The organism is Bradyrhizobium sp. LM2.9, assembly GCF_054056555.1.
The window spans coordinates 3622856-3648553 of the sequence record NZ_JBSRYJ010000002.1 but is presented as its reverse complement, the minus strand read 5'-3'; the positions used below and the strand labels follow the sequence as shown (position 1 = coordinate 3648553).

Genomic DNA, 25698 nt, shown 5'->3' with positions numbered 1-25698 from the left:
GCGCCGACGCGCTTCATCAGCCGGATGAGGCCCGGACAAGCTCCGTTGCTTCAAGCAGCAATATTTTTTTGGCGTCGATGGAGTCGAGATTCGGAATTACCAGTGTGAAGAGTCCGTTTGCCTCGCGGAAACCATCTGGATCTGAAATCCAGATGAACATGACCCATGAGGTCAGGACGAGCAGCGCTAAAAACACCGACATAAGAAACTCCCGGCTTTGGTTGCAGAAATATTTAGGTACTGTCCCGGACGATATGGAATCGTCCGGGTTACCGACGGATCTGCAGCTGGGTCCTATGAGTCCGGCGTCGTAGCGTTGTAGTCATCCCTGCCTCTGTTTGCGGTGCGGCTTAGTTGCGAGCGGCATGTGCATGGCTCTACCACGCGCGGAGCTTAGAGCCGTCGTGCACGGAGTTCGGGTTGATTGCCTCCGATCAGGCGGCCAATGTAAAAGGTTCGGCGAGCTCGCTTACTACTCAGCATCATGCACTTAGAGGTAGGCATGCGGTGCAGGAAATCAAATGCGACATATGGCCTGGATTAGCCGGTTCGCCGGTCAAGGAACCTGGTATGAGAGCGGCGTTTTTCGCCGAGAGCACACGCCTGTTGCCGTCGTAGGCCTGATCGTTGCACAAGTGTAAAGGGCTGCCTGCAACTTGGGTGCGGCCGGAAGTCGAAATCGCCCGTCTCGCCCTAGTTGCGCTCTGGTCCACGAACTTGCGTACTCTTTTCGGCAGTGTCGCGAAAGCGCGCTGCGCCCACCAATATGCTCAATGCAATAGGAGTGCTTACGGCGCCAAGCCCAATGATCAGGATTTCGTGCAGCACGGGCCTGCTCTGAAGTAGCGAAAAGAAACGATTGAAGCAGCTGCAATGAATACAGTGCTGAGCGCTGTCCCCAGCTTCGGCGCGCTGTACTACGGCTCACATTCACGTCAAACCGCCGCCGGACCTACGGGTCGAAGCGAAGAGACCGATCGCCTGCGGCAATGCCAGACTAACCATCCTGCTCGATGTAACATGCCACCCATGCTCTTGCTCAGGTTCGTAAGCCGCGTGGCGGTCGACTCTTTCGCTCCAACGACCCGCCTTCGTCCCGTCTAAACATTTCGTGTTGCACAGGTGCTGTGCGGTTTCGTCGCAATGTTTCCGGCGAGATGAACTCCTATAGTCATAGTGCCATGGCGTATCTCGTTGACATTGATAGGCGCACCGCGCGTTTTGGTCTTCACGCCGGCCGCCTCCAAACGGGCGGTTAGCCGGACGGTGTTCGCGCCGTCCGGGCTCTTTTCCAGTTTCGTGACCTCCACCCGAGAGGTCGTCTTGAAGAAGGAGTGCGCCGTGCTGCCTCTTCCAAAAATTGCACTAACCTCATCAGACTATCCGCGGCTCGAACAACTCGCCCGTCTTGCCGTCCAAACCGGAGACCCGGACGGGATCTTTCTCATGGGTGAGATTAACCGAGCCGATATCGTGCCGGACGAGTGTGGTAACGTCCGTCCGCTCGTGACCATCGGATCATGGGTCACCCATTGCACGAATTGGGGCGTTCCGCGTCGTACCGTGCGATTGGTGTGGCCCGAGGAGTGTTGGTCGGATCCAGCCTGCATTTCGGTATTGACCCCGCTAGGTGCGGCTTTGATCGGACTGCAGGTTGGCGATCAAATGCCGTATTTCGTCGCCGGATGCCCGAATGTTGCCAGGGTCCAAAGCGTAACCCAGTCGGATTCGAATGTAGTCCGACTCTTCCGGGGAGGGGCGAGGCGGTCGGGCAAGCCGTTCGATGACGACCCCGGACCAACCGCAGCATAGGAGCGATCAATGCGCAATTTCGAAGCTGATAGTCTGCGAGAACAGCCGGCGTTGCCGCCGATCAAGATCACTGAGGACGAATCACGGCGTCTCAGTTCCTTGGCCAACTCGAGCATGGATCTGTTTCCGCGAGTCGCCCATTTTCTGGCTCGAGAAATGGAACGTGCCACGGTGACGGACGAGAACAACTTGCGAGGCGTGATCAGGATGGGGTCGAAAGTGACCTATCGCGATGACGAGACAGGTGCGAGCCGGGAGATCGTGCTGGTCTATCCGCATGAGGCAAACATCGAGCTCAATCGGATCTCGGTCCTGACGCCTGTTGGAGCGGCCTTGATCGGCCTATCGCCGGGGCAGCGGATCGACTTCGAGACACCCCACAAGCGCCTCAGGGGCCTAACCGTTCTCGCCGTTTCCGAATGAGCGCCGCACGTTTTACTCTGATTGAGCATCGCCTCTTCAGATCCAGGCGCACTCGTCCCGGAGGGCGTCGCGCCTGGATCGCGGGCTCTCTCATACGAATTCGGTGGATCGGACTACCCGCGACGGCGTTGCTCCCGCGCAGCAAGTCGCCACCCTAGGTTTGGCGATCCGGCGCAGGCGCGTTCCGGCGCGCAAACGCAGAAGAGCGACTCGCCTCAGCAAGCCTTCTCGGTCTTCGCAATTGACCTTCGTGTGGCAAACACGGCGGTGAACAGCCATGAAACCATCATTGCCGGCCAGATCGTGCTTTTGGTCGCTCCGGCCTTTGGACTTTCTCGGTTTTGGGGAGCCAGCAGCGGGGTCGAAATGGACAAGCATGAATGAGTAGCCCTTGGCGGTAGTGAGCCGATCTTCCGCGATGCGTGCAAGATAATCGCGCGTCGCCACGACGTTCTGCACGAAACCCTGCGGCATGCGTCCGATGGCGCTGGCGCCGAGTCCGATCAGCTGGTGCTTCTTGAACGACGCAGTGTGTGCGTAACCGAACACCGAGAAGCGGTCTGAGCGCAGTTCGACGCACTGGCGACGGTATCCAGGCACGACTCCGCCGTCTGCAGCGGCAGGCCGTAGAGAAGCTCGAGGTTGAGCCTACCGAGGCCGGCCCTGCGCAATCGTTCGACCGAGATGGCCGTCTGTTCGAAGCTCTGCAGGCGGTGGATGACGCCGGTCCTGCGTGACATCCATACGGCGTAGGCCGAAGCGTCGTGCCAACTGACGCCGACCACCGGGCTGTCCAGGGAGCCGGTCGGGGCAGCGATGCGCGGGCAGGCTCCTTCGTCGACGCAGAGCGCGTAGTCGGCGACCGTGACCTGTCGCTTCACGACGAGGAGATCGGCGGGCAGGCGCAGTTCGCGCAGCGGTCCTTCGACCGGTCTGCCATTGCGGGAAAAGTCGCCGGCGGCGCGATAGTTGAAAGTAGCGGAGGCGAGGTGCTGTGCGCCTTCCGTATCATGAGGTGGAGCGGGCGTAAAAAAGGTGGCCAGAACAGGCGCGGCCGGCGCGCCGGCGAGCATCGCCGTTTTCACTTTCATCAAGATGAGCATAACATCACCTCGTCTTCGTGAAACGGCCCGCGGTCGAAACCGCGGGCCGTTTTCGGCACCACTTAGCGGGTGACGGCCACCGGGTCGGTGGCGCCGAGCTTGGCCGGCGGGATTGGGCCGGGAGGAGTGATCTGCTGCATCAGGTCGTCGTTCCACTTGCCTTCGATCTTGAAGTGGGCGGCGGCGCCGAGCTCGACGGCCTCGATCAAGTTGTGATTGACGTAAGCATAGATGCCGGGCTCGCGGAACGTGTAGAGGGCGGCGCCGGCTGAACCTCCGCCGACGAACCAGGTCTCGAGATCCTTCTCGGGCGGATTGTTGAACTTGCCGGTCGCCCCGACATAGTCGCCGTGGCCGCCGATCAGGGGGGCGGGTGTCGCGGTTGGCCTGCGAGTGCACGATCAGCACGGTCTCGCTGACCTTCGCGGTCATCGCGTTCTTGCCGGTGAGCGAGCCGACCCGGCCGTTGAAGACCACGTGGGTGGGATGAGCTTGCGCATCACCTCCGTCGTGTCCGCGAAAGATTCCCTGACCGTCTCATAGGTCTTGTACCTGCCGTTCGCGTCCTTCGGCAGGTAGAGGTCGTCCTCGCCGATGCAGAAGATCTCGTCGTAGCCAAGCGCTTTGCCTTCGGCGTCCTTGCCGTCGCGCGGCAGCACCATCACGGTGCCGTGCATGCCGGAGACGACGTGCCACGGATCATGCCCTCCGGCGGCGCGCAGTGGTAGACGAACACGCCGGGACGCGTTGCCTTCCAGCGCAGCACGATTTGTTCGCGCGGATTCACATGGGTCAGCGCGTCACCGCCGAGCCCGCCGGTCGCCGAGTGCAGGTCGATGTTGTGGGGCATGGAGTTGGTCTCGGGGTTGACGAGGGTCAACTCCATGTAGTCGCCTTCGTGCAGAACCATCATTGAGCCCGGCATAGAGCCATCGAAGATCACCGCATGGAACTTCGTGCCGGCATCGTCGATGACGGCTTCCTTCTCGCGGATCGTCAGCTTAAACTCGACGATCTTCGGCCCCGCTTTGGTCGCCTGTTCGCGCGGATGCACGGCAGGGGGCGCGACCAGCGTCACGCCCTCGCGCGGCAGCTTGACGCCGACCCAGCCATGGCCGGCATGGTCATCATGAGCGTCGCGATCGCGGCGCCCATCAAAGCAGTCCTTCGCGTGAGCATGATGCTCTCGATCGGTTGACTATCCAATTCGATGGGTGGATCATGCGCGACCCGGAAGCGAGGCTCTTTGCTCTCGAACAATGAGCGCGACGGTTTCGAAGCTCCGTGCGATCGCGAGGGAGTTTGCGCGGGAGCAAAGAGAGCTTGAGGGCGACGGGCTAGGGTCTGTTGGGATTCAGGATTCTCATCGGGGCTTGGTTGTGATTCAAGCTTGGGATGGACCGATTCGTTTTGACTGACGCCCAATGGGCGAAGATGGAGCCGCATTGTCTTGGCAAGCCGGGAGATCCGGGCCGCAGCGGCAAGGACAACCGACTGTTTGTCGAGGCCGTTCTGTGGATCGCCCGAACCGGCAGTCCCTGGCGGGATCTGCCGGCGATGTTCGGCCACTGGAATAGCACATTCACGCGCTTTCGCGACTGGGTGAAGGCGGATGTCTGGAAGCGGCTGTTCGAGGCCATCTCCGACGATCCCGACATGGAATACGCCATGGTCGACGCCACCATCGTCAAGGTCCACCGCCACGGTCTGGGCGCAAAAAGGGGGACGCAAAGCCAGGCGATCGGCCGCTCGAAAGGCGGCATGACCACCAAAATTCTGGCGCTCACCGATGCGCTCGGCAATCTCGTGCGCTTCGTGCTCCTGCCGGGACAGCGTTTCGATACGGTGGGCGTGCCGCCGCTCATCGAGGGATTGGCCTTCAACGCGCTGATCGCTGATAAGGCCTTCGATAGCAACGCCATCATCGCCGAACTCGAAGCGCGTGGCGCCAAAGTCGTCATCTCCCAGCATCCGCGCCGTGCACAGCCTCTCGCCATCGACAAGGAGATGTACAAATGGCGGCATCTCATCGAGAACTTCTTCGGCAAGCTCAAGGAATTCAAGCGCATCGCAATGCGCGCCGACAAGACCGACCAGAGCTTCACTTCAATGATCTATCTGGCCGCGGCCGCGATAAACTCCAGATGAATCCCAACAGACCCTAGGCTGGCTGCATGCGAAAGAATGCAGCGCCCACCGCCGAAATGACGGTCGATGACGTGATGCGCCGATGGCCGTCCACGATCCGCGTCTTCCTGGACTTCGGGATGCGATGCGTCGGCTGCCCAATCGCCACGTTCCACTCGATCGATGAGGCGTGCGAGGAGCACGATATCGACGCCGACGTGTTCCTGCCGAAGATCATGGAAATCGCGAAGGCGGCGGCCTAGGGTCCGCGCTTGCGGAACTGAAACGCCTCCTCGCCTTCGGCCAGGCCGTGCAGCCGGTGGGCGTCGCGCAGAACGATGCGCTGTCTGCCGCCCTCGACCGGTTCTTCGCTCTTCCTGGCGCTAAGAATGCGAATCACGGTGTCCAGCGTCGTTGCGGTCATCCGGCAGGAGAAAGCGCTGATGATTTTGCGGGAGCAAGGAAGCGCGACGGCAAGCGCTTTGTTGATGCCGCGAAACGCAACACGTCACCGCTGGCAGAGACGACGGTCGACGAGGTCATACGTCGAGCCCCATCGCGGCCAGCCGCGCCAGCGCCCATCTGGCACGCCCGATCGCTGACGCGGCGCTGATCGCACCCAACATCCAGGGAGCGCCTCAAGGGGCCGATCCTCTGACTTGATCCGCTTCGTTGCCTTCGGCGAGCATATGCAGTTTGTGTGGATCCCGGAGCACGATGCGCTGGCGGCCGCCTTCCACAAGTCCCTGCTGTTCCCAAGCGCTCAATATGCGACTCACGGTGTGCAGGGTCGTGCCCGTCATCTCCGCGACGTCCTGCCGGCTGATCGGAAAGTCGATCTCAACTCCCGCGTCAACCTTGCGTCCGGCCTGTTTCGCCAGGCGCAGCAACGCGTGGGCAACTCTCTGCTCGACCTGTTCATTGGATATCTCGATCACTCGGGCCTGCGTGTCTTGCAGGCGGCTGCCGACGGTTTGCAATGCGCTGACGGCAAGGGTCGGAAATGTGACGATCAGCCGGTGCCAGGACGAGGACGGCCAGGAGAGCGCGATGCTGTCGACGGCGGCGACCGCGGTCGCCGGATAGCTCTTGAGGTTCATCGCCTGCGCGACACCGAATAGTTCGCCGGCCGAAACGTAACGCATCACCATCTGCTGCCCCTGCGGGGTGGTCTTCTCCACACGCAGGTGGCCATGCAACAGCACGAAGAAGCGCTCGGCCTCTGTGCCTTGATTGAAGACCGCCGTTCCCTTGGGGTAGCGGACCGAGCGTGCTTCGCGCAAGAGCTCGTCCTGCTCGGCGGGCGAAAGTCCCGCGAACATCGCCAAATTCGCGACCAGGGATCGGTCGACCGCGGCCATTTCAATCCTCATTTTCGATGCGGGCACACATTATCTGCCGCAGCGGCAAGCATCTGCATCTGCCGCAGCGGCAAGCCACAATGTTGACGCCACTGATAGCGAGTGAACCTACCGGAACGTTGCGCTGGCTCAAACTCGCGCCTCTCGGAAAAGGATATCGACCCTTTGGACATCCGGAGTTCGGGAAATCCATTCGAAAAGGGGTCGGTAGATGAACAAATTGGCAAATTTTGACCGTCGTGGCGGCGAGTTTGGCGCTGGCGGGAACCGCCCGCCCGGCGGAGGTCGAAGTCAAGCTCCTGAACAAGGGATCCGAGGGTGCAGTCATGGTCTACGAGCCTGCCTTCGTGAAGGTGGCGCCGGGCGATACCGTGAAGTTCGTATCCACCGACAAGGGGCACAACGCCGAGTCCATCAAGGGCATGCCTCCAGAGGGCGCCGCGGCCTTCGTCGGCAAGAACAGCGCGGACATCGCCGTCAAGTTCGACCAGGAAGGCATCTACGGCGTGAAGTGCCTTCCTCACTACGGAATGGGCATGGTTGCGATGATCGTGGTCGGCACGCCTTCCAATCTGGACCAGGCCAAGGCCGTTCCCCAGGTCGGCAAGGCCAAGCAGGCGTTCGCGACGCTATTCGACAAACTCGAAGCCAGCAAGATCGCGTCGAAGTGAGCATCTACGGCCGCCAGCTTCGCCAGTGAGTAGGATGGACGAGCACCGCCTTGTCCGTCCAGACGTTGTACCACACGCCCGATTTGCGCCTGCTCGGAAAGCGCAGCGCCTCGATGCCGACCAGGCGGACTTGGCCGAGTTCGAGGCTATAATTATCTGGGCAAGCGCGATCGGAAGCCAACCATCGCGCGGGGCGGTATTGCACATCGGGGCTTCTTGTGTCGCCGAATGCAGGGTCCGCATTGATCTGGCGCAATTACCGACGCGGCATCTCTTCGGCCCAACAACAGGAACAGCACGTGGATTTGCTCTCGGGGAGGACCGCGGCCTCGGTTCCCTGCTCGATGCGGCGGAGAAGATCGCCGGCGATCGCTTCGAAAAGCTTGCGCTCGATGCTGCTTCCGCTCCGGTTCCGGTCCCGCAATCTCTCGAAAATCGCATCGCAACCTCCATTGATGACGGAGTCGAAAATACAGGTCGAACGCGGCTCGCTCTTTGTCGCGGATGAAACCCGTAGCTGAACATTGCTGCAATTTGCGCTCCGACAAAGAGCCCTCGATCACGACGATCTACGATGAGGGCCACTGAACAGGAACACATCCATGGCAACGATGCAGAAATTGAGGGCCTACCGGGGACCGGCGGTGTTCTCGCACGGTTTCCGGCCGTTCTTCCTGTTCGGCGCGATCTACGCCGGCGCGATGGTTCCGCTGTGGCTCGCGGTGTTCGCCGGCAACGTCCACGTTCCGACGGTGCTGGCGCCGCGAGACTGGCACGTCCATGAGATGCTGTTCGGCTATATGGCTTCGGTGATCGCTGGCTTCCTTCTGACCGCCGTTCCGAACTGGACCGGTCGCCTGCCGATCCAGGGCGCACGGCTGGAGTGCCTGTTCGCGGCCTGGTTCGCAGGGAGGCTTGCGATGACGTTCTCCGCATTTATCGGGTGGCAAGCCGCCCTTGCGATCGACGTAGTCTTTCTGCTGCTGCTCGCAGCCGCCGCCGCCCGCGAGATCGTCGCCGGCCGCAAGTGGAACAATCTGAAGGTGGTCGGCATCGTTCTCGCTTCTTGCGATGGTTAACATCGCGTTTCACATCGAGGCGCATTTCCGCGGCTTGGCGGAGTATTCCACGCGGGCCGGCATTGCCCTCGTCGTCACGCTGGTTTGCTTGATCGGTGGACGGATCGTGCCGAGCTTCACGCGCAACTGGCTCGCCCGCGGCGAGCCGGGACGGCTCCCCGTTCCCTTCGGTCGGTTCGACGCGATCGCGATGGTCGCGGGCGTCTGCGCCATGGCCGCCTGGACCGTAAACCCTTCGGGTGGGCTCGTCGCGGGCGCGCTTTGCGTCGCCGGAGTGCTCCACGTCGCCCGCCTGGCTCGCTGGGCCGGCTACCGGACCTTGTCGGACCGGCTCGTCCTCATTCTTCACGTGGCCTACGCATTCGTGCCGGTCGGCTTCTTTCTGGCGGCACTCGCCGCGATGGACATCGTTGCCCCGGGCGCGGGCGTGCACGCTTGGACCGGTGGAGCAATCGGCACGATGACCATCGCCGTGATGACGCGTGCCTCGCTCGGCCATACCGGGCAGGCCCTCTCGGCGTCCGTTGCCACCCAAACGATCTACGCTGCGATCGTCGTTGCGGCGGTGGCTCGGGTGTGTGCGGCGCTTGAGCCGACCTATTCGATGCCGGTGCTGACGGTCTCGGGCATCGCGTGGGCCGGGGCGTTCCTGGGCTTCGCGCTCGCCTACGCGCCGCTCCTGTGCCGGACACGAAGGTTCTGAGGTCGCGATGATCGGCGCCAGCACATCAAGATGGACGATGAGTTATTTTGCGGTGGCGCTCGCGTGGCTCTTCATCGCGCTGGCCCTGATGGTCGCGGGTGTCGGCTATCCGGCCGCCGAACTAACTGCGCCGGATACGCTCGTCCTGGTGCACGTCGTCAGCATCGGATGGCTAAGCCTGGCGATGTGCGGTGCGCTGTTCCAGTTCGTTCCTGTGCTCGCCGTGAAACCCTTGTTTTCCGAGAAGTGGGCCTCGCCGGCTTTGGGCCTCCTGACCGCCGGCCTCGTCTCCCTGCTCGCGGGTTTTCTGGCTTTGGGAGGCCGCTTGCCCACCTGACTCTGGCTTCTTCCCGTCGGCGGGATGCTGCTCGTCACCGGCTTCGGTCTGGTTGTCGTCGATCTCGGCCTGACTGCGTGGCTGCGGCCGACGGGGCCGGCCAGCTTCGTCCTCGTCGGCCTGGCATCGCTCTGCGCAACAGCGGCCTTCGGCGCGGTATTCGTGTTCGCGCTTGCGGGGCGGGCGGGATCGATAGGCGAATCAATTTTGGCGTCCGGCATCCCGCTCCACGCCATCGCCGGTTTCGGCGGCTGGCTGACCTTGACGGCCATGGGTGTCAGCTACCGGCTCCTGGCCATGTTCATGCTGGCGCCGGACGTGGACGACTGACAGAGCCGCATGACGCTTGCGGCCGGCGCGCTCGCCGTCGGCGTGACGGTGGCGGGCGAGATCCTCGCGATAGGGCTCGCATCGGGATTGAGCGTCGTGCTGTCTATTGCCGCGGTTTTCGGTCTTGCGTCCGCCGCCCTGTACGCACGGGACATCGCCGGCATCTTCCGCACCCGCAAGCGGCGGCAGCTCGAGCTCAACATGCGGATGGCGACGCTATCCTTCGCGAGCCTGGCGGCAACGGCAATGCTGGGGTCGCGTTCGGGGCGACAGACACGTTCGTCGCGCATGTCGGCGCCTTCGCCTTCCTCGCCATCTTCGGATGGCTGTCTGGCCTAGTCCTCGCAAAGCTCTACAAGATCGTGGCATTCCTGACCTGGCTCGAGACCTACGGCCTCCTCATGGGACGTGTACCCACTCCCCGCATCCAAGACCTCGTCGCGGAGGGGAGGGCTTCGAAGTGGTTCGTCACCTACTACGCTGCCGTGTGGTTCGGGACGCTGATGCTGCTGGCCGGCGAACCGCACGCGTTCCGCGCGTTTGCGGCTGTAATGACCCTAGGCATCGCGGGAATCGTCCGCGAAGTGATCCGGACGCGGCGGCTTGCCGACGTCGCGAGCCCGCTGCGTCTCCCGGGTGGCGCGCACGCACCCCATCTTCTGTTCGCTAGAAACTGATGAGCCGACGAAAGGAAGCAACATGACCGAATACATCGATGTCGGCGTCCGTCCGATCCTGCGAGCAGGCGGAGAGCCGTTCTCGGTCATCATGTCCGCGCTCGAAAGCCGGCTCCGCTGCAGCAAATGCGCCAAGGCCAATCGCCGGCCGGCGGCGAGCGCGGCCTGGAGTTCGGAAAGTTGGTGCGGCCGTCCTTCACCACGACGACTTCGCCGTCGAAGATCGCAGTCGCGACGGGGATCGAACGCGGCTGCGATCGACGGGAAGCGCTTGGTCCAATCCAATCCAATCCGGTCCGGGTGTAGACCCTCGCCCGGCCCTTGTTGAGGTGAAACTGGAGCCGATAGCCGTCGTACCTGATTTCGTGGAGCCAGTGGTCGCCGGCGGGCGTCTTGGATCTCAGCGTGGCGAGCTGGGCGGGATGAATCCCGGCATCGCCGACGGCTTCGAGCCCGTCGACCGTTCGCGCGAGAAACCGTGTCTGGGTACGCTTCGCCAATTACGCAAACTCGCAAAGTTCCGGCCGGGGCCGGAGGACAACGGCGGGCAGTCTACTGGATATTTTCCGAAGGCGGCCAACGGTCAGACGCGAACTTGAGGTGGGTCAAGGCGAGATCGGAGCCTCGCCCTAAAGTTAGAATCGTACCGAGCGGCATGAGCGCGCTCAGGTGCTGTTACGGTTGCGGCGCCCGGGCTCCTAGGCACTCCGGGTCCCGTTTTATAACTAGCGGCCGCAGACGGGAGTTGGCCCGAGAGCGACTCCGCCGGAACGGCAGCCGGCGTTGCGGGTCGATCGGCGACCAGCCGCACGAAAATGCGAGCAATTCGGCCTCGGCAATCCATTGGTTGCCCGGGAGCGAATTCTGTCGGCACCGCCTCACCCCTACGCCTTGCCTGGAGCCCGCAACGTGCCGTCCGCCCACCTGCGGGCTGTTGGGTCGTGCAGCGGGTCGTCGTCGCAACTGGCGCAGACGTAGCGCGGCCGCCCCTCGGCGACGTCGTCGGGCACTGCGGCCATCGGCTTGCCGCACGACGGGCACGCCTTCCGGATCGGGTGGAGCGCCGTCATTTTGGAATTTCCCCTGCCGCCGTAGCTTAATCCTGCGATGGCGGCGGGCTCAAGTGGATCGCGGAAAGTTGCTTGGGGCGCGCTCACGCCGGACGACGTAGCCTGGCTCTTGACGCGGCCGAAGCTGGCGTACTGAACGTTGCGCAGGGCGATGTCGTTGTTGGGGTGCGTCATGGATCGGGAGTTCTATCGGCAGCAGGCGCGGCGCGTCCGCGATCTGGCGAGAAGGCAGATCCGTTCACCAGGCGGCGCCTGCTGGATCTGGCAGGTCAGTACGATGCCAGGGCCAGCAGCCCTTCCGTGGCGTCGAGGATGATCGAACGGCCGCTGCCGCGCACCGCGCCGCCCGTCTCTGCCTTCTCCGGCGCCGGCGAGGCATGACGAAACCGGCCGCCCTCGAATCCGCTGCGACGCCTGCAACGGCACGGGCTCGGCGCCGGCCCATGAGCCGGAGCCCGAGCCCACAACTCTCCCAAAAAGCGGAGTTCCTGGGGACGTCGCTGGTAACGGCACTCTGGGCGCCGTCTCTGCACCGTCTTCTGAACCCTCCAACGTTTGTCACGATGCGACGCGAACCGGTGCAACTAGCCCCAGTATTCGGAAAAAAGATCCAACTGGAAGGTCGTTGTTGGGCCTCAGCGGCTCGTATTGCGGCGGACAATCAGCTTTTGGCCAAAGCAAACCCTTCGCGGGCGTCGCGCTGGCCGATTGAGGTGTTTCGGACGGGCCCACGAAGGCTAGCGCCCCGTATATTTCCCAACGGACACTTGGCTCAACCTGCATCATCGATTGATCGAAATAGCACGTGGCGGGTGCTTTCGTCCGCCTGTTACGTTTTTTTTCGAAGGTGATGACGAAGAGCGTAGGCTCTGCTGAGATCAACCGCGATTTAACCAGAGCTCGACCACCGATTGAGCACCGAAACCGTGCGCATAAAGGGCGATAAGGGTGGTCGATCAGGAACTTGGGTTGTTTTTGCTGGATTTTTCGATCGCTACTTACGTTCCGGACGCAGGGCTGGGGGTTCCCCATGCGATTTACAATCCGCGTGTAACCTATTGATCTATATAGGCTCATTGAACGACCATCTTACAGCTAAGTACCTGTTTGAGTTCGTAGAAGATGAGACTCTTAATCAGCGGGTCCCAGGTTCGAGCCCTGGTGCGCCCACCATCTAATCCACATCAGTCGCTTAGGCCGATCTCGGTTCGTTCTTTTGGCCGCCGTGCGGCACGTTTGTGCGACCGATTTTGTCGCACGCCGTGCGACTTTTCGAGCTAATCGCGCTTGTGCCATGGACGGCTATTGCCGTTCTCGATCGCGCGCGCCCTTTTTGGTTGCAAGAAATCGGTCGATGAGCGAGCCCTCTACCGTCGATCAGGCCGATCAATACCGCCGCGGCGTTGTTCCTGCGGTCCTCCCAACTGACATCCAGAACGGCGTCGACGATTGGCCTTTTAGCAACCTCGTCCAGCTTCAACAGGACTTCGTCTGCGTGAAGTCCGGCGGACAGGCGCTGTTGCAGTCCTTCCCCTAACGCTGCGGGCGCAACCGCAGCAGGTGGAGATCGTCGGCAATAATGGTAGCGAGGTTCGCCAGCCGGTCGGCGAGCTTGGAGAACGCACGTCCTGCCGGCATTGGTCGCCCGATAGACCCAGAGCCAGTCTCCGCGTATCGCGTTAATTAAATGCAAAATGGGAGTCGAATAGGTGATCGTCGGCAATGTCAATCGATCAAAAGAGGCAGTTAGCTGCGTAAATTCCATTTCAATCATCGATTTAATCGTGTTATTAAAATCAACTAGACCAGTTTGGGATCGTGCCTCTTTATCCTTCTATTGTGCCCATGCGGATCTACGTGATTTGGTGAGACCATCCTGTCATCTATATTGGAAGTTGCCATGTCGGTCGATTGTAATCGCGCTGTTGAATGGGATGGAAAGGTTCTGACTGGTTTGGTGGTTGTAAATGGGGTGCCCACCAAGGTAACTGCGGACCGAGCCACTATCCATGCGTATGCCACAGGGTTTAGCGATGCGCTTACCTGGGAGATTGATCGCTTTCGGTCGCAAATCTTCGAGAAGCTGATGCCATTCTTCATTCGACAGAATAGCTGACGGTGCGGTATGGCGCTCGCGGCGCATTCGCCAAGCTTTCGGCCAGCGATGTTACAGGAGACAAGCTGGTGATCGTTGGGTCGAGGAGCTTGGCGCGATTCGAGATAAACTCACGCCTCCAGCCACCATCGAACTTCCATTTCCTGGCGTCTCGGAATGACTGAAAACTGCAAATGGGTTCTTTTCCTTTGTACGGGCAACTACTACCGCAGCCGGTTTGCGGAGGAACTGTTCAATCACCTTGCTGAACAAGAGGAGCTGCCCTGGCGAGCATTCTCCAGAGGCTCTGCCGAGAGGGGGGCGCTTGAGAACACCGGTCCCATCTCCGGCTTTGCACTCGAGGGATTGCAAGCCCTGGGAATCAGCCCGAAGGGCGCTGATAAATTTCCGCAGGCCTGCAGTTTAGCTGACTTCAGTCAAGCAGATGTCGTCATAGGATTGAAAGAGGCGGAGCATCGATCGATGATCGAACGCCACTTTCCGGCTGTGGCGGACCGGGTCCTATATTGGCAAGTGGATGATATCGATGTCGCCCAGCCCAGCGATGCCCTGCCGCACCTGACGCAAATGGTCACGAACTTGATCGCTATATCGCGACAACCGGCGGTCCTGAAGGGGCATGCCGAAAGCCTGCGGAAAGAATAGCGGGAGGCGCGGACATCCCCACTCCATCATAGCGCCACCTTCATCCGCGTGAGGCAGATGGTTGTTCTATTCGTTCGCCGAAAGGGCATGGCAGAGCCGTCAGCCCCCTGTCGCATCGACAGCGAAGCAGCCTGGATTGGCCCTCATGGCATTCAGTGTGTCCATTCTTCAATTAATAAGAATAATCATTGGAGCATATAAATAAGAAGTTGCAACGGGCTCAATTCCCTACATGGCAGCCAAGGCGCCGTCGGGGAGCCCGGCGACGTCTGTGATTATCTATGGAATTGAAATGCTATAGCTTAAGGTATATTCCTCAGATATTTGGGTAGAATAATATTGTCGATGTCGCTCCCATAAATTGAGCTATTCCAATGTCGATGCATTCATTACCAAGCACACATATCGCTTCGCTCAACAGGTCGCCCAATAAACCCAATCCGGAGCTCCTATTCTCGTCGGAGCATGCGGATGCCAAGCTTCTTCACTTGGGGTGTAGGTTCAGGCGGGTGACGGATACTGCTAAAACGTGGCCACCGAGGCAACGGAGGGCTCTCCAGGAGCAGTTGGACAAGGTTGAGCGTGAAATCGAGATGTACATTCAAGTCGATGGATTTGAAAAAGTTCGGTTCAATCGAGAGTCTTACTTATGGACTGCAGAAGATCGAATCGAGTGGCAGGAAACACAAATTGGCAATGCTCAACGTCTGAACGAACTACTCGAAGAGCGTAACGATCTGCAAAAGCAGCTTCGATCGTAAGAGCGCAACCTTTAGCCCCGTGCCACCGAACAGGGAGCACCGAGAGGCTCATATGGGCAATATCAAAGAGGTCATTCTTCGAGCGGTACCCCAAATGTTGTTCTTCACGGGATATGCGGCTGTCTTTCTGCTTGCGGTGCATCTTTACGTCTCGCTAGCGTGGGGTGCACGACAGTAACGCGGAGGAGGTGGCACGCAGTGTCCCTTTCGCTGCCGACCAGGCTGGCTCCGATTTTCGTCCTAGGCCCTAAAGCTGCGCCGATGGCGAGCACGGTGGATCATTCGAAAACTCAGACGGATCTATCAGTAAGATGTCACCCCGGCGGGAGGAAGGACTAAGCAGCAGGCGCCCCGCCAAAACGTGAGGGCCCCATTGAGGCCATCTCCCGGGAATTTATGCGGTTGAACATTCTTTCACGACGGCAAAGCGAGCGGATGCTGTTAGGGCGACGGCACTCAACCGTGCGCTGCCGGAGGGGTACCCTGGCCTCAAAGCCGGCGAGATTCCATGCCCGCGATTGCGTGTGCCCGGCCCTTGGGCTCTCATTTTCCGACCAAGCGCTGAACCTGTAAGCTGAGGCTGGTAAGGGCCTCCCAGGGATCTATCCAACATCGGAGAATGTGAGAATCACCGCCTGTCCGCGTGCGCTCCAACCTTGCTCGCAATGCATCGCAAAGAGACATAAGGCCGGCATAGGTCCCCAAATCTTGTTCAATTATTTAATTTATTCAAGTGAGAAACTTTAAACGGCAAGCTTAAATTCGACAAAATACAAGGCGTTCTCTTGGCTGGGGCGGGGCCATTAATCGGGAGTCCCTGCATGTTTAGTCGAGTAGTAACTGCGTTAATTTTCGCTTTAACAATCTCCGTTTCTTCGGAGGCGCGCCCTTTACGTCCTCCTCCACCCGAATGCAACGTCACTATGCCCTGCGATTTTTCAACGTCGTTGGTGCACATGCAGAGATCTAGCAGATCAGCACGAGGTCTAAAACCAGATGCTGTTCGGAGCTTAAGGATGTCCGCAGTCAGCTCAGACATGGCTGAGACTGAGATCGTCGGCGGTCGTCCAGCCGGTTGCCCTCGATCGTTCTGTGGATGTGGTGCGGCAATACGAGTGTTTGGTCGCATAGTGCCGGAACTTAACCTGGCGGCTAATTGGCTGCGTTTTCCGCGCGCCTCGCCCGCCCCGGGAATGGCTGCAGCGCGACGCGGACACGTCTTTGTCCTGGAGCGGCACATCGCCGGTGACATCTGGTTGGCGTATGACGCAAACTCGGGAGGGCACGCGACGAGGATCCACGCGCGCTCCCTAAGGGGGTACACCATCGTGAACCCTCGCTCAGCCTAGCAGCATCGTGCAGCGCGTCCCAATCAGGACTCCACATCCAGGAGGCGCGCCTCCTGTCGAGAACCGCAGCGGAGATTCGCTGCGGCTTTTTCTCGCTCGGACAATTTGCAGGCGACCAGTCGTTTAATGTTTTGCAGGAGCCGTTATCGGCGATCGGGCCGATGAACGAGATCCGCATCCCCGCTTAGCGCGGTCGCCTGCGAAGTTTGAAGCTAGGCGCGATTCCACCCGGTGAGGGCGAAGCGACCATGATAGCGATCAGCTGAGAGGAGGTAGGACCCTGATCTCTCAACTGCACATAGCCGCTGCGGATCTGGCCGAAGCGGCATAGCAACAGTCTCCATTGAGAAGCGCATCATTTCGCTTCTATCAGGCGCGGCCAAGTTCCTTTCCACGGGTCGGAAGGGGGAGCGCAATAGAACTCAGCAAGCGCGGTGCCAAATAAGGCTATCCATCCGGTCCGCATTCCATCGTTAATTCGGCTAGACGTATACGCCGACGATATTCGACATCAGCACGACGGCGCCCCTCCGAACATCTTGACAAGCTGAGTGACCGGCTCTTCCACCCAAGCCTCGCGAGCAAACCAATTGTGATTGGCGCGGCAAATTGGACAATGAGTATTGCCGAAAAACACGACGCTTCGCAGAAATGTCTCACGATCGGACATGATACCGGTGGGAATAACGTGACCGGTTTGGGGGCACTTGACCATAATCATACCCATGTAGGCCTTTCCTAGATATTGCTCGCTGCTGATCGGAAACCGGCTGGCTTGAGTGGGAGTGCTGTTTACTTAGCGGCATCGGGCACTGGGCGTTTGCTTGGCGCCATGAGAGATGCCGGTGACGGCGCTTCTCGACAGCTTCACTCCCCGTTCTTCACTTCGTCATATGTTCGCTTCGAAAAAATCAATTTGCAAATTAAATCGCATTTGCCCGAATGAATCGAGCGTATGCGTTCTGGAAATCGGAATAAGGCTCGATGGATATCTGCCGTTGATGAGCCGGCTAATCGTCGGCGGGTCTCTGAGCGCCTTCTACGAGCGCGCTCCTTGGTATCAAGGGGGATGGTGCAGGTTCAATCATGCGGCGCATTTTTATTATATTTGACGCCGCGAATATTGATTGTCAATTCTGCCGCATGACGTAAGCTAACTTTGTAAGTTGTGCTGTGCTGGGAGGGAACCATGTGGGAATCAAATCATAACAAGCGCAACATCGGCTCCGCTACGCTGCAGTTCGCCAAAATGCGCGACCAATTAACAATCATCAGTGAGAGAGAACGAGTTTTAAAAGAGCGCAGTGCTGATCGTGAAGCCTACCGGTATCTGCTGGACGCTCACCGCTTAGCTGTGCTGCACAGCGATTGTACAGAAGATGCGGTGAACAATTCTCGAACCAGGACAGGCGAGGGCAATCAGTTGGCTGCTTGACCCGCCGCTGTCTGGCCATTTTTGAAGTGATGTGTGCCCACGCTAGATGCTGGGCTTGGATCTGAGGCGGCTGTTCGTTCCATCGAAGGCTGTGGAATAGTGCATCGCAGATTTCGTCGCGGCTGGCTCGGCACGGTGACGAGATTGAATACTGTTCATGTTGGCTGGAGCCGTGCTCGAAAAATCATCAGAAAAAGTTGTCTTGAGGCCAGCTGTGGATGCAGTCTTCGCACTGCTGGATGGCCGACCGGTGCTATTTAGTGAGACAAGGCAGAACATCTATCAGCTGGACCAGCTGGGTGCATTTATCTGGTGCAAGTTGGCAGAAGGCGCTTCTTTGGCAACCGTTTATCGGGAGCTCGGAGAGCTGGACATTGTTGAGCACGCTGCGCGCCGGTTCACGTGGCAGGCTATAGACGCTTGGACAGATCAAGGGCTGCTCGACGTCGATTGGCAAATCTCGGCCAGTTGTGCCTTCTCAGCTATTTTAGGGCGGCATCGTATCAGTGTCCGGGCTGACAATCGGGAGCTCTTGCAGCGGTTGGTTTCACTATTTTGCATCCTGGACAACGAGGATGGCGAAAACGATATCGCAATCGAGGCGATGCTGCTGGACGATCGAGTGTTCTTCCGAGGAATTGACGGGGGCGTCCACAGATGTGAAATCGAAGCACTTGCACCTACAGTCAAAGCGTACTTGACCGAGCGGCTTATTCGAAGCGATCGATGGGGCTTCGCCCTCCATGCCGCGTCTCTTGCGAATTGCGGGACTGGCTTGCTGTTGTGCGGCCAGCCGGGAGCCGGCAAGTCGACGCTTACACTGCAATTGGTGGACGCAGGATTTCAGTATGCCGGTGACGATGTTGCGCTGATTGGCGATGATGGCGCGGTCTGTGGATTTCCATTTGCTCTCACTCTCAAGGAAGGGTCATGGGAGTTGTTGTCGCTGTTGCATAGCAGTTGGGACGGCGTCACGCATTGCAGGGCCGACGGCGCTCAGGTGCGATACTTGCCAATTCGGAACACGCACATTGGAAGCCTTTCTGCGAGTTGGATCATTTTTTTGAACCGGGTTGCGAGCGGCACGGCCGAGCTGGTATCGCTGGATCAGCTGGATTCGATGAAGCGGCTCATTGACGGCGCATTTGCCGCCGACGGAAGGCTGTCGCAGGCCGGGTTTTTTGCTTTGAAGCGGATTGTTGCCGGCGCGCGATCGTTTCAGCTTACCTACTCCCAGTCGGGAGAGGCCCGGGCGCTGCTGATGGACTTGTGCAATGGCAAAGCATAGTGCGGCACTGACGAGCCTCTGTAATTGCCTTCGAGGTTTGCCGCCTGCCGATGTGGAGTGGACGTCCGTAATCGGCCTCGCAAACCAGACGTTGACGACGCCCGCGCTTATTGACTTCGTCGATCAATTTGCATCGGTGTTGCCGGACGACGTCTGCGCGTATATCCGACAGATCTATCACCGAAACGTACTGCGCAACGACCGGTTGGCGGGTCAATTGGAAGAAGCCGTCGTTGCGATGAATAACCGGGGAGTTACGCCAGTGCTGCTCAAGGGGGCGGCGACGCTAGCCACCGCGGCTGACGAGCGGCGCGGAGTTCGGCTGATGTCCGACCTCGATCTCATGGTTATGCCGGACGAAGTTGAAAGAGCGGTCGCTGCACTTCGAGCAATTGGCTATCAAATTCATGATCAGGCTCGTCCCGAAAGCCGGAGATGGTTTGTAGAGCTGATTCGGTCGACAGATGCCGGCGCTATCGATCTTCAGCGGGCCGTCCCAGGCCCCGCGTACGCCTATCGTAGCGCCGGACATGCTCTGAACCATTGCGTTTCTGCGCCGCTAGGGCGGGGGAGCGTGCGAATTCCGACGCCCACGTACCGAGCGCTCATGTTGATCATCCATGATCAATTTCAAGACTATGGTTATTGGCTTGGCGACATGGATCTGCGGCATTTGGTTGAATTGCGTGATCTGAACAGCTCCACTGGGGGGCTCGACTGGAATGAGCTTGCCTCTCATGTCTCCGGCGAGTTGACGAGGAATGCGGTCGAAACTCAGCTGGTCGCTCTCGCTGCGCTGCTTGGAGTCGAGATTCCGCACGCGCTGCGCTCCCGACTAATTCCGCGCCTACAGCTTATTCGTCAATTGATGCAAGCGCGCTTTCCGGCCTCACGTCTGCCCCTCCTGGCAATGACGGTCCTGGACCTCAGGAACTACCGGCGGGAGGCGACCGTTGATCACGCGCAAACCAGCGCGCGCCGTGGATTGTGGTCGATGCCGAGAGCGGACACCTTACAGTTTCTGTGGAAGGCGGCTACCGTGGCTCGTGCGGGAAAAGTCTAGGGTCGACAGCGACGTCTGACAGATCAGCGGTAGAATTGTGCGATCACAAGCCGGGTCAGGAGTGCTCTCGATCATGAGCGTTACGATCTGACGATTCGCCGGTCTCGCGGACTCTGAACTCCTCCAGCGTGTGGCCTGATTGGAGGGCGGCTACCAGCCAGCGAGGCTGTTTGCCACGTCCTGACCAAGTCTCTGTCGGCTGCAGCGGGTTGTAGTATTTGGGCACGACCTTGGGATATTTGCGGCGCGGGGGTTGGCTCGTCTCCGCCGCCCCGCTTCCAGCTTGGCCCAATTGCTCGGGTTGGTTGAGTTGCGCAAGACGTTTTTCCAGTTCCCGCTTCTCGGCGGTTATCTTTTCAGCAAGAATCTTGGTCAGCTCCTCGTGGAGAAGCCAAAGTTCCTCAAAATCCATAGCTTCGAGATCCTGCTTGCGCATAGCATTCTCGTCACCGTTCGACTGACTGGTTGTCCATCTATCATCTTCTACATTCGAGTATCGTGACCCGAGCCGCGAATGAACGATTGACGAAGTCAGCACCGGAATTGACCTGACAATAAAATTATTATATATGATTTAATAATTATTGCGACGATTATTTATTAATGCTTTCGACAAGCAAAGAAATTGCGGATGGAGGAGTAGTCTTGATCGAACTTCCTCTTGAACGTCTTCAAGATTCAGTCAGCCGGTTTATTGTTCCCTCGGCTTCATTTTCGGACATCCAGGCTCTGATGGCCCAAATCGAGCTCAGGCAGCGTGCACTGCGGGATATCGAAGTTATTCGCTGCCGTCTGCGGGTATGGGACGACCGTACGGTAATAAGGATGCCCAGACGAAGGAAGGGCGCCTCCGCGCGTCAAGCGTCCTTCTTGAGGCTGCGGCGCGGAAAGTTGTTCACGCGGCCGGCTTGATCTCATCCCCAGGTCCGGTTTGACGTTTGATGTGTTCCGCGGCCCTGCGCTGGGCGCGTGAAATTACTTCTCCGCGGTTAAATTCTGCGGATCACTCATCTTCCAGACTTGATTAATAACCGAGACGCAGCTATCTGGAACGAAGGTTCCAGTCGGTTCCGCGCATTTTGTGGGGATAATTTGGCCCTTTGTCTTGATTAATGTCAATCGGGCCAATATTAGATGATCGCAACTAAAAGGTGAGCCCATGTCGGCTAAGAAACTCGAACTAGAATCCATGTCTCTTGACGATCTCTGGTCGCTTCATGAGGAAATTAGCGGGATGTTGTCTGAGCGGATCAAAGCGGAGAAGCACGAACTGGAAAAGCGCTTAGCAGCTCTCGGGGGCGGGATGGCTGTTCTAGCGGACTCCCGTGGCGCAGGCGCGTCTACGACCGGCAAGCAGAGGCGTAAATATCCGCGAGTCCTGCCGAAGTATCGGAATCCACAGACATCCGAGACCTGGTCAGGGCGCGGGAAGCGGCCGCGGTGGTTGGTTGCAGCAGTGAAGTCTGGTCGAAGGGTCGAGGACTTTCGCATAGGCGAAGCGGGTCCTAAGCTTCGTCAGCGGGGCTGACCGGATCGGCAATGATCGGCGGCAAGCTAGCCGGCGCAGCCACATAAATCTGTGCGCCTAGTAGGCATTGCGGCCACGCAGCACCTCCACGGGGGTTCGCAGCAAGATTGCGAGATCCAACCGAGGGCTCCAGTTGTCGATGTACCAGAGATCATATTGCACACGTGTTTCGACCATGACCGCTGTGGGAGTCGGGCCGCGGCAGCCGTGGACTTGAGCCCACCCGGTCAATCCCGGCCTGACCCTGCGGCGAAGGGCATAGTTGCGCACCAGCTTGTCAAATTCTCCGTCGTGAGCCAAGGCATGAGGACGAGGGCCCACCAGTGACATGCTGCCGTCGAGTACATTCAGCAGCTGTGGCAGTTCGTCGAAGCTTGTCCGGCGCAGCCATTTGCCGACGCGGGTAACGCGTCGATCGGCGCGGTTGGCCTGAAGGATCACAGGCCCGTCCTCGAGCACATGCATCGTCCGAAATTTGCGGATCAAGAAGGTCCGGCCGTTAAAGCCGCAGCGTTGTTGTCGAAAGAATACAGGGCCAGGAGAATCCAGCTTGATCGCCGCCGTAGCCAGCGCGAGGAGCGGTGCAAATATCGTCAAGGCGAGTCCTGCGCCAACAAGATCAATGGTTCGCTTCGTCGCGCATTCGATGGGCGTGAGGGGACCGCGCTGAAGTTCTACACAAACGGCACTTCCAAGACTCCGCGTAGGATGTCGAAGCAACTCGGATGTTGTGCCGACCGGCACGAACATGATCGGGAAAGGCAATACCCGCAAATCGGCAACCAAGGCCCGAAGTTCGGGCCATCGTTCCGGGTTAGCTTCCACCACGACTTGGTCGAGCTGGGAACTGCGAATGTAGTCAATCACGCGGCTGGCGAGCCGCCTTCTACTGGCGGGACCGAAGCCAATCGGAGGCAAGCTGAACCTTCCCTTGACGCAGTAGCCGTGCATTGCCAACGTTTCAGACAACCCGGCATTTTCCGATAGCGGTTGATCGCTGATCAAAGCGATGTTCGTGCTAGCAAATTTTCTACCGCTCAGGCCTCTACCGAGAAGTGTCCTGACACCCCACCGTTCGGCAACAAGCAAGCCTAGGCCGATGACAGCGAAGAGTGAGCCTGCTTCTTGAGAAGAGCCCGGACCAATCGCAAAGCCGTACACGGCCCAAATCAAGAGCAACAATGACGTCCACGCCAAACAAAGGGCGCGTATCTGATTTCGGAGGACGAGGAGCTCAACTGGCCGATAAAGGCCATGGGTCTTCAACAGGCAAACGAGACAAGCTGAGCTGACTAGTGCCAGGCAAAGTGCGTTACTCAAGTCACCTGCAGCCTGCGCATTTTGAATTTGGTGCAGCAACCTAGAAACGAGGCTTGCGAATAGAATGGTGGCAACATCCGCACAGAGCGCCACGTATTCGATCGAGTCGTATCGGAGGGGCCAGTTATGCTGGCGGGGTACCGCTGGCCCGGGACTGACACAATCCGTCTCATCTTGATCGGGGAAATGTCGGTTCACGAAATTCATTGTCGGACACTCTAGATTAACTATTTAATTTATTATTAATCTATGGGATTTATCAAGTATGAAATGGCGGTTCGTGTGATTTAAATTTGCTCGAAGTCATGGTCCGTGGCGGAAATTCTTCCGGCGCCGGAACTCGCAACCCAGTCGGGTGGGCTCCGTACCCGGGTCCTGGAGCCGCAGTTTCACTCGCGGAGCGTTTTGTCGCAGAAGTAAGGCTTCCAAGCCGTCGCCACGGAGCCAGAGGATTCTATCGAGAACCCTGACGAGAACGCGGCGCGCGCATGTTGTCGAGGTACGTCGGATCCAGCTCCGAAATTAGGCTCTCGAGATAGATCTTCCCCTCGGTTGAGGCTGACCGGTACGCGGTCACAAGCGCTGGTCTGATAGCAGATCCACGCGTAACGACGAGGCTGACGTCCCGCTTGATCAAGTCCCGAAATTCAAGCTCCCGTACCACAGCATCTGTAGCGAGCGCGACCGATAGCCTTAGCGGCAGCAGATCCAAATCGTTCGGCGCAGTATAGTACGACATCTTGAGCATGGCTGCCGTGCTGGACTGGGACGAATTCTGCTTCGACGCCGCGAGCATGAGCCAAATGTCGCCGTGAAGCGGCGAAGAGCGCAATGACCGGACCAAAGAACTCGACGCCGCCGGAAGTTTGGCCTTTTGCTCGTCCGCGGCGAGAACTGGCTCCCCGCGGGATCGCGATTCCCCTTGGATTCGAAAGTCTTCGCGCGCGGCCGCAACCGAAACTGGCTTCGAGATCCCGTTTGGCCATGCCGCTGCGGCCGAAACAGCTGCCGACAAAGAAGACTGACCAGCGAGATACCACGTGGGGAGAACCATCCATATTGTCTGCATGATCAGCACTATTCCAAGCACCATCAGGGCAACGCGCGGCCAAATGGTGACAAGCGCTGAGACGAGCCTTGGACGAGATGCCGGAACGGGACCGGCCATCCAATCGGAGGCCTCTTTCGATCCCACGATTAAGGCCTCGCGGCCCACACCGGGTACGCTCTGGCCGAACGCTAGCCCAAAAAGCGCTGCGACCAGGAGCGATGCGCCCAGACCCAGAATTCCATGGTCGGAAAACGCTAGTATTGGCAGTGCAATCGAAGCGCCGGCGCCCAAGGCTGGATATACGTAATCGTGACCTCGTGACAGAGAACGCCTGAACAGAATACAAGCGCTGAGCATTGCTATCACTACGAGGCCGCAAAGGAATGCCCACCCCATGTCGATAACGATTGCAGCGGCAGCCGTTGACCTTTCTCGCGGGGCGCCGATATCGACGTCCCGATAAAGAGGCAAGAGGACCGTCGAAGCGCCGGCACCGGATCCCGCCGGCCTGACGTCCTGTAGCATCCGTTCTGTCGCGATCTGGCTGCTCGTTGACAACGCGATCGTCACATCGGTGTTAGTCCTGAATGGAATGACCGTTGCGCCGGCAATAAAGAGTATTGCGGCAGTTGCGAGAACACCAGCGGTCCCCCACAAGCCCAAATACCACCTCCGAATACTGAACACCGAGACCAAAGTTCCTGATCCAAGGAGGGCGGCAATGACGGCGGCCGAGTTGGTCCGAATGAGCAGCGCGGTCATGCACACAATCATTGCGATGATCGCGGCGGACAGAGCAGGGAGCGGGGGCCGGCGCGACTTTTCCTGGCCGACTGTGCCGCCGCAATTGATCCACTGCGCGTATTGCCGTCGCGCAGGCGAGCAAGACGCCAAGCACAGCGACGGTTGAGCCATCGGGGCCAGCGACAGCACGTGCTTCCTTACCGAACCACATGGCTGTCGCAATAGTGGTTACCGACAGTAGGATATGCAGGACTTGCGCTGCGCGATATCGGTCAAGCGTGACGACCGCAGTGACGAAGGCCGCGGCGAGCACAGCGCAATACTGCGCGAGCGAGAGCATAGTCGCACCAATATCGACTGTAATCATTTCGGAGAGGGGCTCGTTTAAGGCCGCCGAAGCAGTTGCCCAGATGGGATTGCCGAGCGTGTCCACGGGCATCGGCACCGCCTGTAACGCCATCCAGAGCGCCGGCGCCGCGAGTACAACGACGAGATTAGGTCGGAGCAGCTTGGCGAGCCCGAGGGGGGCGGATGACGGAAAGATCGCCACAACGAACGCGGCTGTTGCAAGTATGAACGATGCCAATCCCAAGCTCTGTAGGCTTTCCGGCAATGTGAGCGCCGCGGTGATCGCCCCTAACTCGGCTAACATGACCAGCCGGATAATCATTTAAACACCACCTTGTCGCGCGGCCACTCCACTGA

General features: G+C 59.2%; 31 protein-coding genes and 1 pseudogene. 20 read left to right on the top strand and 12 right to left on the bottom strand.

Features of this window, described 5'->3' with window-relative positions; all coding sequences use genetic code 11:
• Positions 1-16: 16 nt before the first annotated feature.
• On the bottom strand, positions 17-202 hold the full coding sequence (locus ACVWW3_RS19305; RefSeq protein ID WP_456648994.1) for a hypothetical protein: 186 nt from the start codon (positions 200-202) through the stop codon (positions 17-19).
• A 974-nt stretch (positions 203-1176) separates the two neighbouring features.
• Here ACVWW3_RS19305 and ACVWW3_RS19300 point away from each other — a divergent pair.
• Complete coding sequence (locus tag ACVWW3_RS19300) at positions 1177-1812, top strand: GreA/GreB family elongation factor (RefSeq protein WP_456672071.1); 636 nt, start codon at positions 1177-1179, stop codon at positions 1810-1812.
• Positions 1813-1821: 9 nt separating this feature from the next.
• On the top strand, positions 1822-2235 hold the full coding sequence (gene rnk, locus ACVWW3_RS19295) for a nucleoside diphosphate kinase regulator (RefSeq protein WP_456648995.1): 414 nt from the start codon (positions 1822-1824) through the stop codon (positions 2233-2235).
• A gap of 90 nt (positions 2236-2325) precedes the next feature.
• On the opposite strand, the gene ACVWW3_RS19290 is transcribed toward rnk, so the two are convergent.
• The 3 genes and pseudogenes from ACVWW3_RS19290 to nirK all read right to left on the bottom strand — a co-directional run bounded on the left by ACVWW3_RS19290 (position 2326) and on the right by nirK (position 4517).
• Positions 2326-2784 (bottom strand): hypothetical protein, encoded by a 459-nt coding sequence (locus ACVWW3_RS19290; protein WP_456648996.1) that lies wholly within the window; start codon positions 2782-2784, stop codon positions 2326-2328.
• Positions 2739-3338, bottom strand: a complete 600-nt coding sequence (locus ACVWW3_RS19285) for an SUMF1/EgtB/PvdO family nonheme iron enzyme (protein WP_456648997.1) — start codon at positions 3336-3338, stop codon at positions 2739-2741. The genes ACVWW3_RS19290 and ACVWW3_RS19285 overlap by 46 nt, the downstream gene beginning before the upstream one ends.
• Positions 3339-3400: 62 nt before the next feature.
• Positions 3401-4517: pseudogene (nirK, locus tag ACVWW3_RS19280) on the bottom strand (copper-containing nitrite reductase).
• A 216-nt stretch (positions 4518-4733) separates the two neighbouring features.
• On the opposite strand from nirK, the gene ACVWW3_RS19275 reads away from it, so the two are divergent.
• Both ACVWW3_RS19275 and ACVWW3_RS19270 read left to right on the top strand, forming a co-directional pair.
• Complete coding sequence (locus ACVWW3_RS19275; protein WP_456672070.1) at positions 4734-5486, top strand: IS5 family transposase; 753 nt, start codon at positions 4734-4736, stop codon at positions 5484-5486.
• 26 nt (positions 5487-5512) lie between these two features.
• Positions 5513-5728 carry a DUF1858 domain-containing protein gene (locus tag ACVWW3_RS19270; RefSeq protein WP_456648998.1) on the top strand — a complete coding sequence of 72 codons (216 nt, stop codon included), beginning with the start codon at positions 5513-5515 and terminating at the stop codon, positions 5726-5728.
• Here the strand turns inward: ACVWW3_RS19270 and ACVWW3_RS19265 are convergent.
• Both ACVWW3_RS19265 and ACVWW3_RS19260 read right to left on the bottom strand, forming a co-directional pair.
• Positions 5725-5889 carry a hypothetical protein gene (locus tag ACVWW3_RS19265; RefSeq protein ID WP_456648999.1) on the bottom strand — a complete coding sequence of 55 codons (165 nt, stop codon included), beginning with the start codon at positions 5887-5889 and terminating at the stop codon, positions 5725-5727. The two genes, ACVWW3_RS19270 and ACVWW3_RS19265, sit on opposite strands and share 4 nt — an antisense overlap.
• Positions 5890-6103: 214 nt before the next feature.
• Complete coding sequence (locus tag ACVWW3_RS19260) at positions 6104-6826, bottom strand: Crp/Fnr family transcriptional regulator (RefSeq protein ID WP_456649000.1); 723 nt, start codon at positions 6824-6826, stop codon at positions 6104-6106.
• Between the two features lie 230 nt (positions 6827-7056).
• On the opposite strand from ACVWW3_RS19260, the gene ACVWW3_RS19255 reads away from it, so the two are divergent.
• From ACVWW3_RS19255 to ACVWW3_RS19220, 8 genes are all read left to right on the top strand, one after another.
• Entirely contained in the window at positions 7057-7497 is a 441-nt protein-coding gene (locus ACVWW3_RS19255; protein WP_456672069.1) for a pseudoazurin, read from the top strand.
• 34 nt (positions 7498-7531) lie between these two features.
• Entirely contained in the window at positions 7532-8005 is a 474-nt protein-coding gene (locus ACVWW3_RS19250; RefSeq protein ID WP_456649002.1) for a hypothetical protein, read from the top strand.
• A 94-nt stretch (positions 8006-8099) separates the two neighbouring features.
• The gene (locus ACVWW3_RS19245; protein WP_456672068.1) at positions 8100-8576 is read left to right on the top strand and encodes an NnrS family protein; all 477 of its coding nucleotides are present in this window, start codon (positions 8100-8102) and stop codon (positions 8574-8576) included.
• Between the two features lie 34 nt (positions 8577-8610).
• Complete coding sequence (locus tag ACVWW3_RS19240) at positions 8611-9279, top strand: NnrS family protein (RefSeq protein WP_456672067.1); 669 nt, start codon at positions 8611-8613, stop codon at positions 9277-9279.
• A 7-nt stretch (positions 9280-9286) separates the two neighbouring features.
• A complete protein-coding gene (locus tag ACVWW3_RS19235) occupies positions 9287-9616 on the top strand; it encodes a hypothetical protein (protein WP_456649004.1) in 330 nt (109 codons plus the stop codon).
• Positions 9617-9640: 24 nt separating this feature from the next.
• The gene (locus ACVWW3_RS19230) at positions 9641-9946 is read left to right on the top strand and encodes a hypothetical protein (RefSeq protein ID WP_456649005.1); all 306 of its coding nucleotides are present in this window, start codon (positions 9641-9643) and stop codon (positions 9944-9946) included.
• A gap of 9 nt (positions 9947-9955) precedes the next feature.
• Positions 9956-10285: a hypothetical protein gene (locus ACVWW3_RS19225; RefSeq protein ID WP_456649006.1), complete on the top strand. Its 330-nt coding sequence runs from the start codon at positions 9956-9958 to the stop codon at positions 10283-10285.
• Positions 10286-10308: 23 nt separating this feature from the next.
• A complete protein-coding gene (locus tag ACVWW3_RS19220) occupies positions 10309-10623 on the top strand; it encodes a hypothetical protein (protein ID WP_456649007.1) in 315 nt (104 codons plus the stop codon).
• An 89-nt stretch (positions 10624-10712) separates the two neighbouring features.
• Here ACVWW3_RS19220 and ACVWW3_RS19215 read toward each other — a convergent pair whose 3' ends face one another.
• Positions 10713-11123, bottom strand: a complete 411-nt coding sequence (locus ACVWW3_RS19215; RefSeq protein ID WP_456649008.1) for an ATP-dependent DNA ligase — start codon at positions 11121-11123, stop codon at positions 10713-10715.
• 384 nt (positions 11124-11507) lie between these two features.
• Positions 11508-11867: a hypothetical protein gene (locus tag ACVWW3_RS19210; protein ID WP_456649009.1), complete on the bottom strand. Its 360-nt coding sequence runs from the start codon at positions 11865-11867 to the stop codon at positions 11508-11510.
• 1180 nt (positions 11868-13047) lie between these two features.
• Between ACVWW3_RS19210 and ACVWW3_RS19205 the strand changes: the two genes are divergently transcribed.
• The 3 genes from ACVWW3_RS19205 (at position 13048) to ACVWW3_RS19195 (ending at position 15215) form a co-directional block, all read left to right on the top strand.
• Positions 13048-13230: a hypothetical protein gene (locus tag ACVWW3_RS19205; RefSeq protein ID WP_456672066.1), complete on the top strand. Its 183-nt coding sequence runs from the start codon at positions 13048-13050 to the stop codon at positions 13228-13230.
• Between the two features lie 735 nt (positions 13231-13965).
• A complete protein-coding gene (locus ACVWW3_RS19200; protein ID WP_247444011.1) occupies positions 13966-14454 on the top strand; it encodes an arsenate-mycothiol transferase ArsC in 489 nt (162 codons plus the stop codon).
• 566 nt (positions 14455-15020) lie between these two features.
• Entirely contained in the window at positions 15021-15215 is a 195-nt protein-coding gene (locus ACVWW3_RS19195; protein WP_456649011.1) for a hypothetical protein, read from the top strand.
• 712 nt (positions 15216-15927) lie between these two features.
• On the opposite strand, the gene ACVWW3_RS19190 is transcribed toward ACVWW3_RS19195, so the two are convergent.
• The gene (locus tag ACVWW3_RS19190; protein WP_456649845.1) at positions 15928-16173 is read right to left on the bottom strand and encodes a hypothetical protein; all 246 of its coding nucleotides are present in this window, start codon (positions 16171-16173) and stop codon (positions 15928-15930) included.
• Here ACVWW3_RS19190 and ACVWW3_RS19185 point away from each other — a divergent pair.
• The 4 genes from ACVWW3_RS19185 (at position 16139) to ACVWW3_RS19170 (ending at position 20350) form a co-directional block, all read left to right on the top strand.
• Positions 16139-16564, top strand: a complete 426-nt coding sequence (locus tag ACVWW3_RS19185; RefSeq protein ID WP_456649799.1) for a hypothetical protein — start codon at positions 16139-16141, stop codon at positions 16562-16564. The genes ACVWW3_RS19190 and ACVWW3_RS19185 overlap by 35 nt on opposite strands.
• Positions 16565-17753: 1189 nt before the next feature.
• Entirely contained in the window at positions 17754-17999 is a 246-nt protein-coding gene (locus ACVWW3_RS19180; protein WP_456649012.1) for a hypothetical protein, read from the top strand.
• A gap of 157 nt (positions 18000-18156) precedes the next feature.
• Complete coding sequence (locus tag ACVWW3_RS19175) at positions 18157-19287, top strand: serine/threonine protein kinase (RefSeq protein ID WP_456649013.1); 1131 nt, start codon at positions 18157-18159, stop codon at positions 19285-19287.
• A complete protein-coding gene (locus tag ACVWW3_RS19170) occupies positions 19274-20350 on the top strand; it encodes a nucleotidyltransferase family protein (RefSeq protein ID WP_456649014.1) in 1077 nt (358 codons plus the stop codon). The genes ACVWW3_RS19175 and ACVWW3_RS19170 overlap by 14 nt, the downstream gene beginning before the upstream one ends.
• 55 nt (positions 20351-20405) lie before the next feature.
• Here ACVWW3_RS19170 and ACVWW3_RS19165 read toward each other — a convergent pair whose 3' ends face one another.
• Entirely contained in the window at positions 20406-20786 is a 381-nt protein-coding gene (locus ACVWW3_RS19165) for an H-NS histone family protein (RefSeq protein WP_247341570.1), read from the bottom strand.
• A gap of 723 nt (positions 20787-21509) precedes the next feature.
• On the opposite strand from ACVWW3_RS19165, the gene ACVWW3_RS19160 reads away from it, so the two are divergent.
• Positions 21510-21878, top strand: a complete 369-nt coding sequence (locus tag ACVWW3_RS19160; protein ID WP_247444004.1) for an H-NS histone family protein — start codon at positions 21510-21512, stop codon at positions 21876-21878.
• Between the two features lie 57 nt (positions 21879-21935).
• On the opposite strand, the gene ACVWW3_RS19155 is transcribed toward ACVWW3_RS19160, so the two are convergent.
• Together ACVWW3_RS19155 and ACVWW3_RS19150 are read right to left on the bottom strand one after the other, a co-directional pair.
• Positions 21936-23405 (bottom strand): exopolysaccharide biosynthesis polyprenyl glycosylphosphotransferase, encoded by a 1470-nt coding sequence (locus tag ACVWW3_RS19155; RefSeq protein ID WP_456649015.1) that lies wholly within the window; start codon positions 23403-23405, stop codon positions 21936-21938.
• Positions 23406-24826: 1421 nt separating this feature from the next.
• Entirely contained in the window at positions 24827-25663 is an 837-nt protein-coding gene (locus tag ACVWW3_RS19150; RefSeq protein WP_456672065.1) for a hypothetical protein, read from the bottom strand.
• Positions 25664-25698 lie beyond the last annotated feature (35 nt).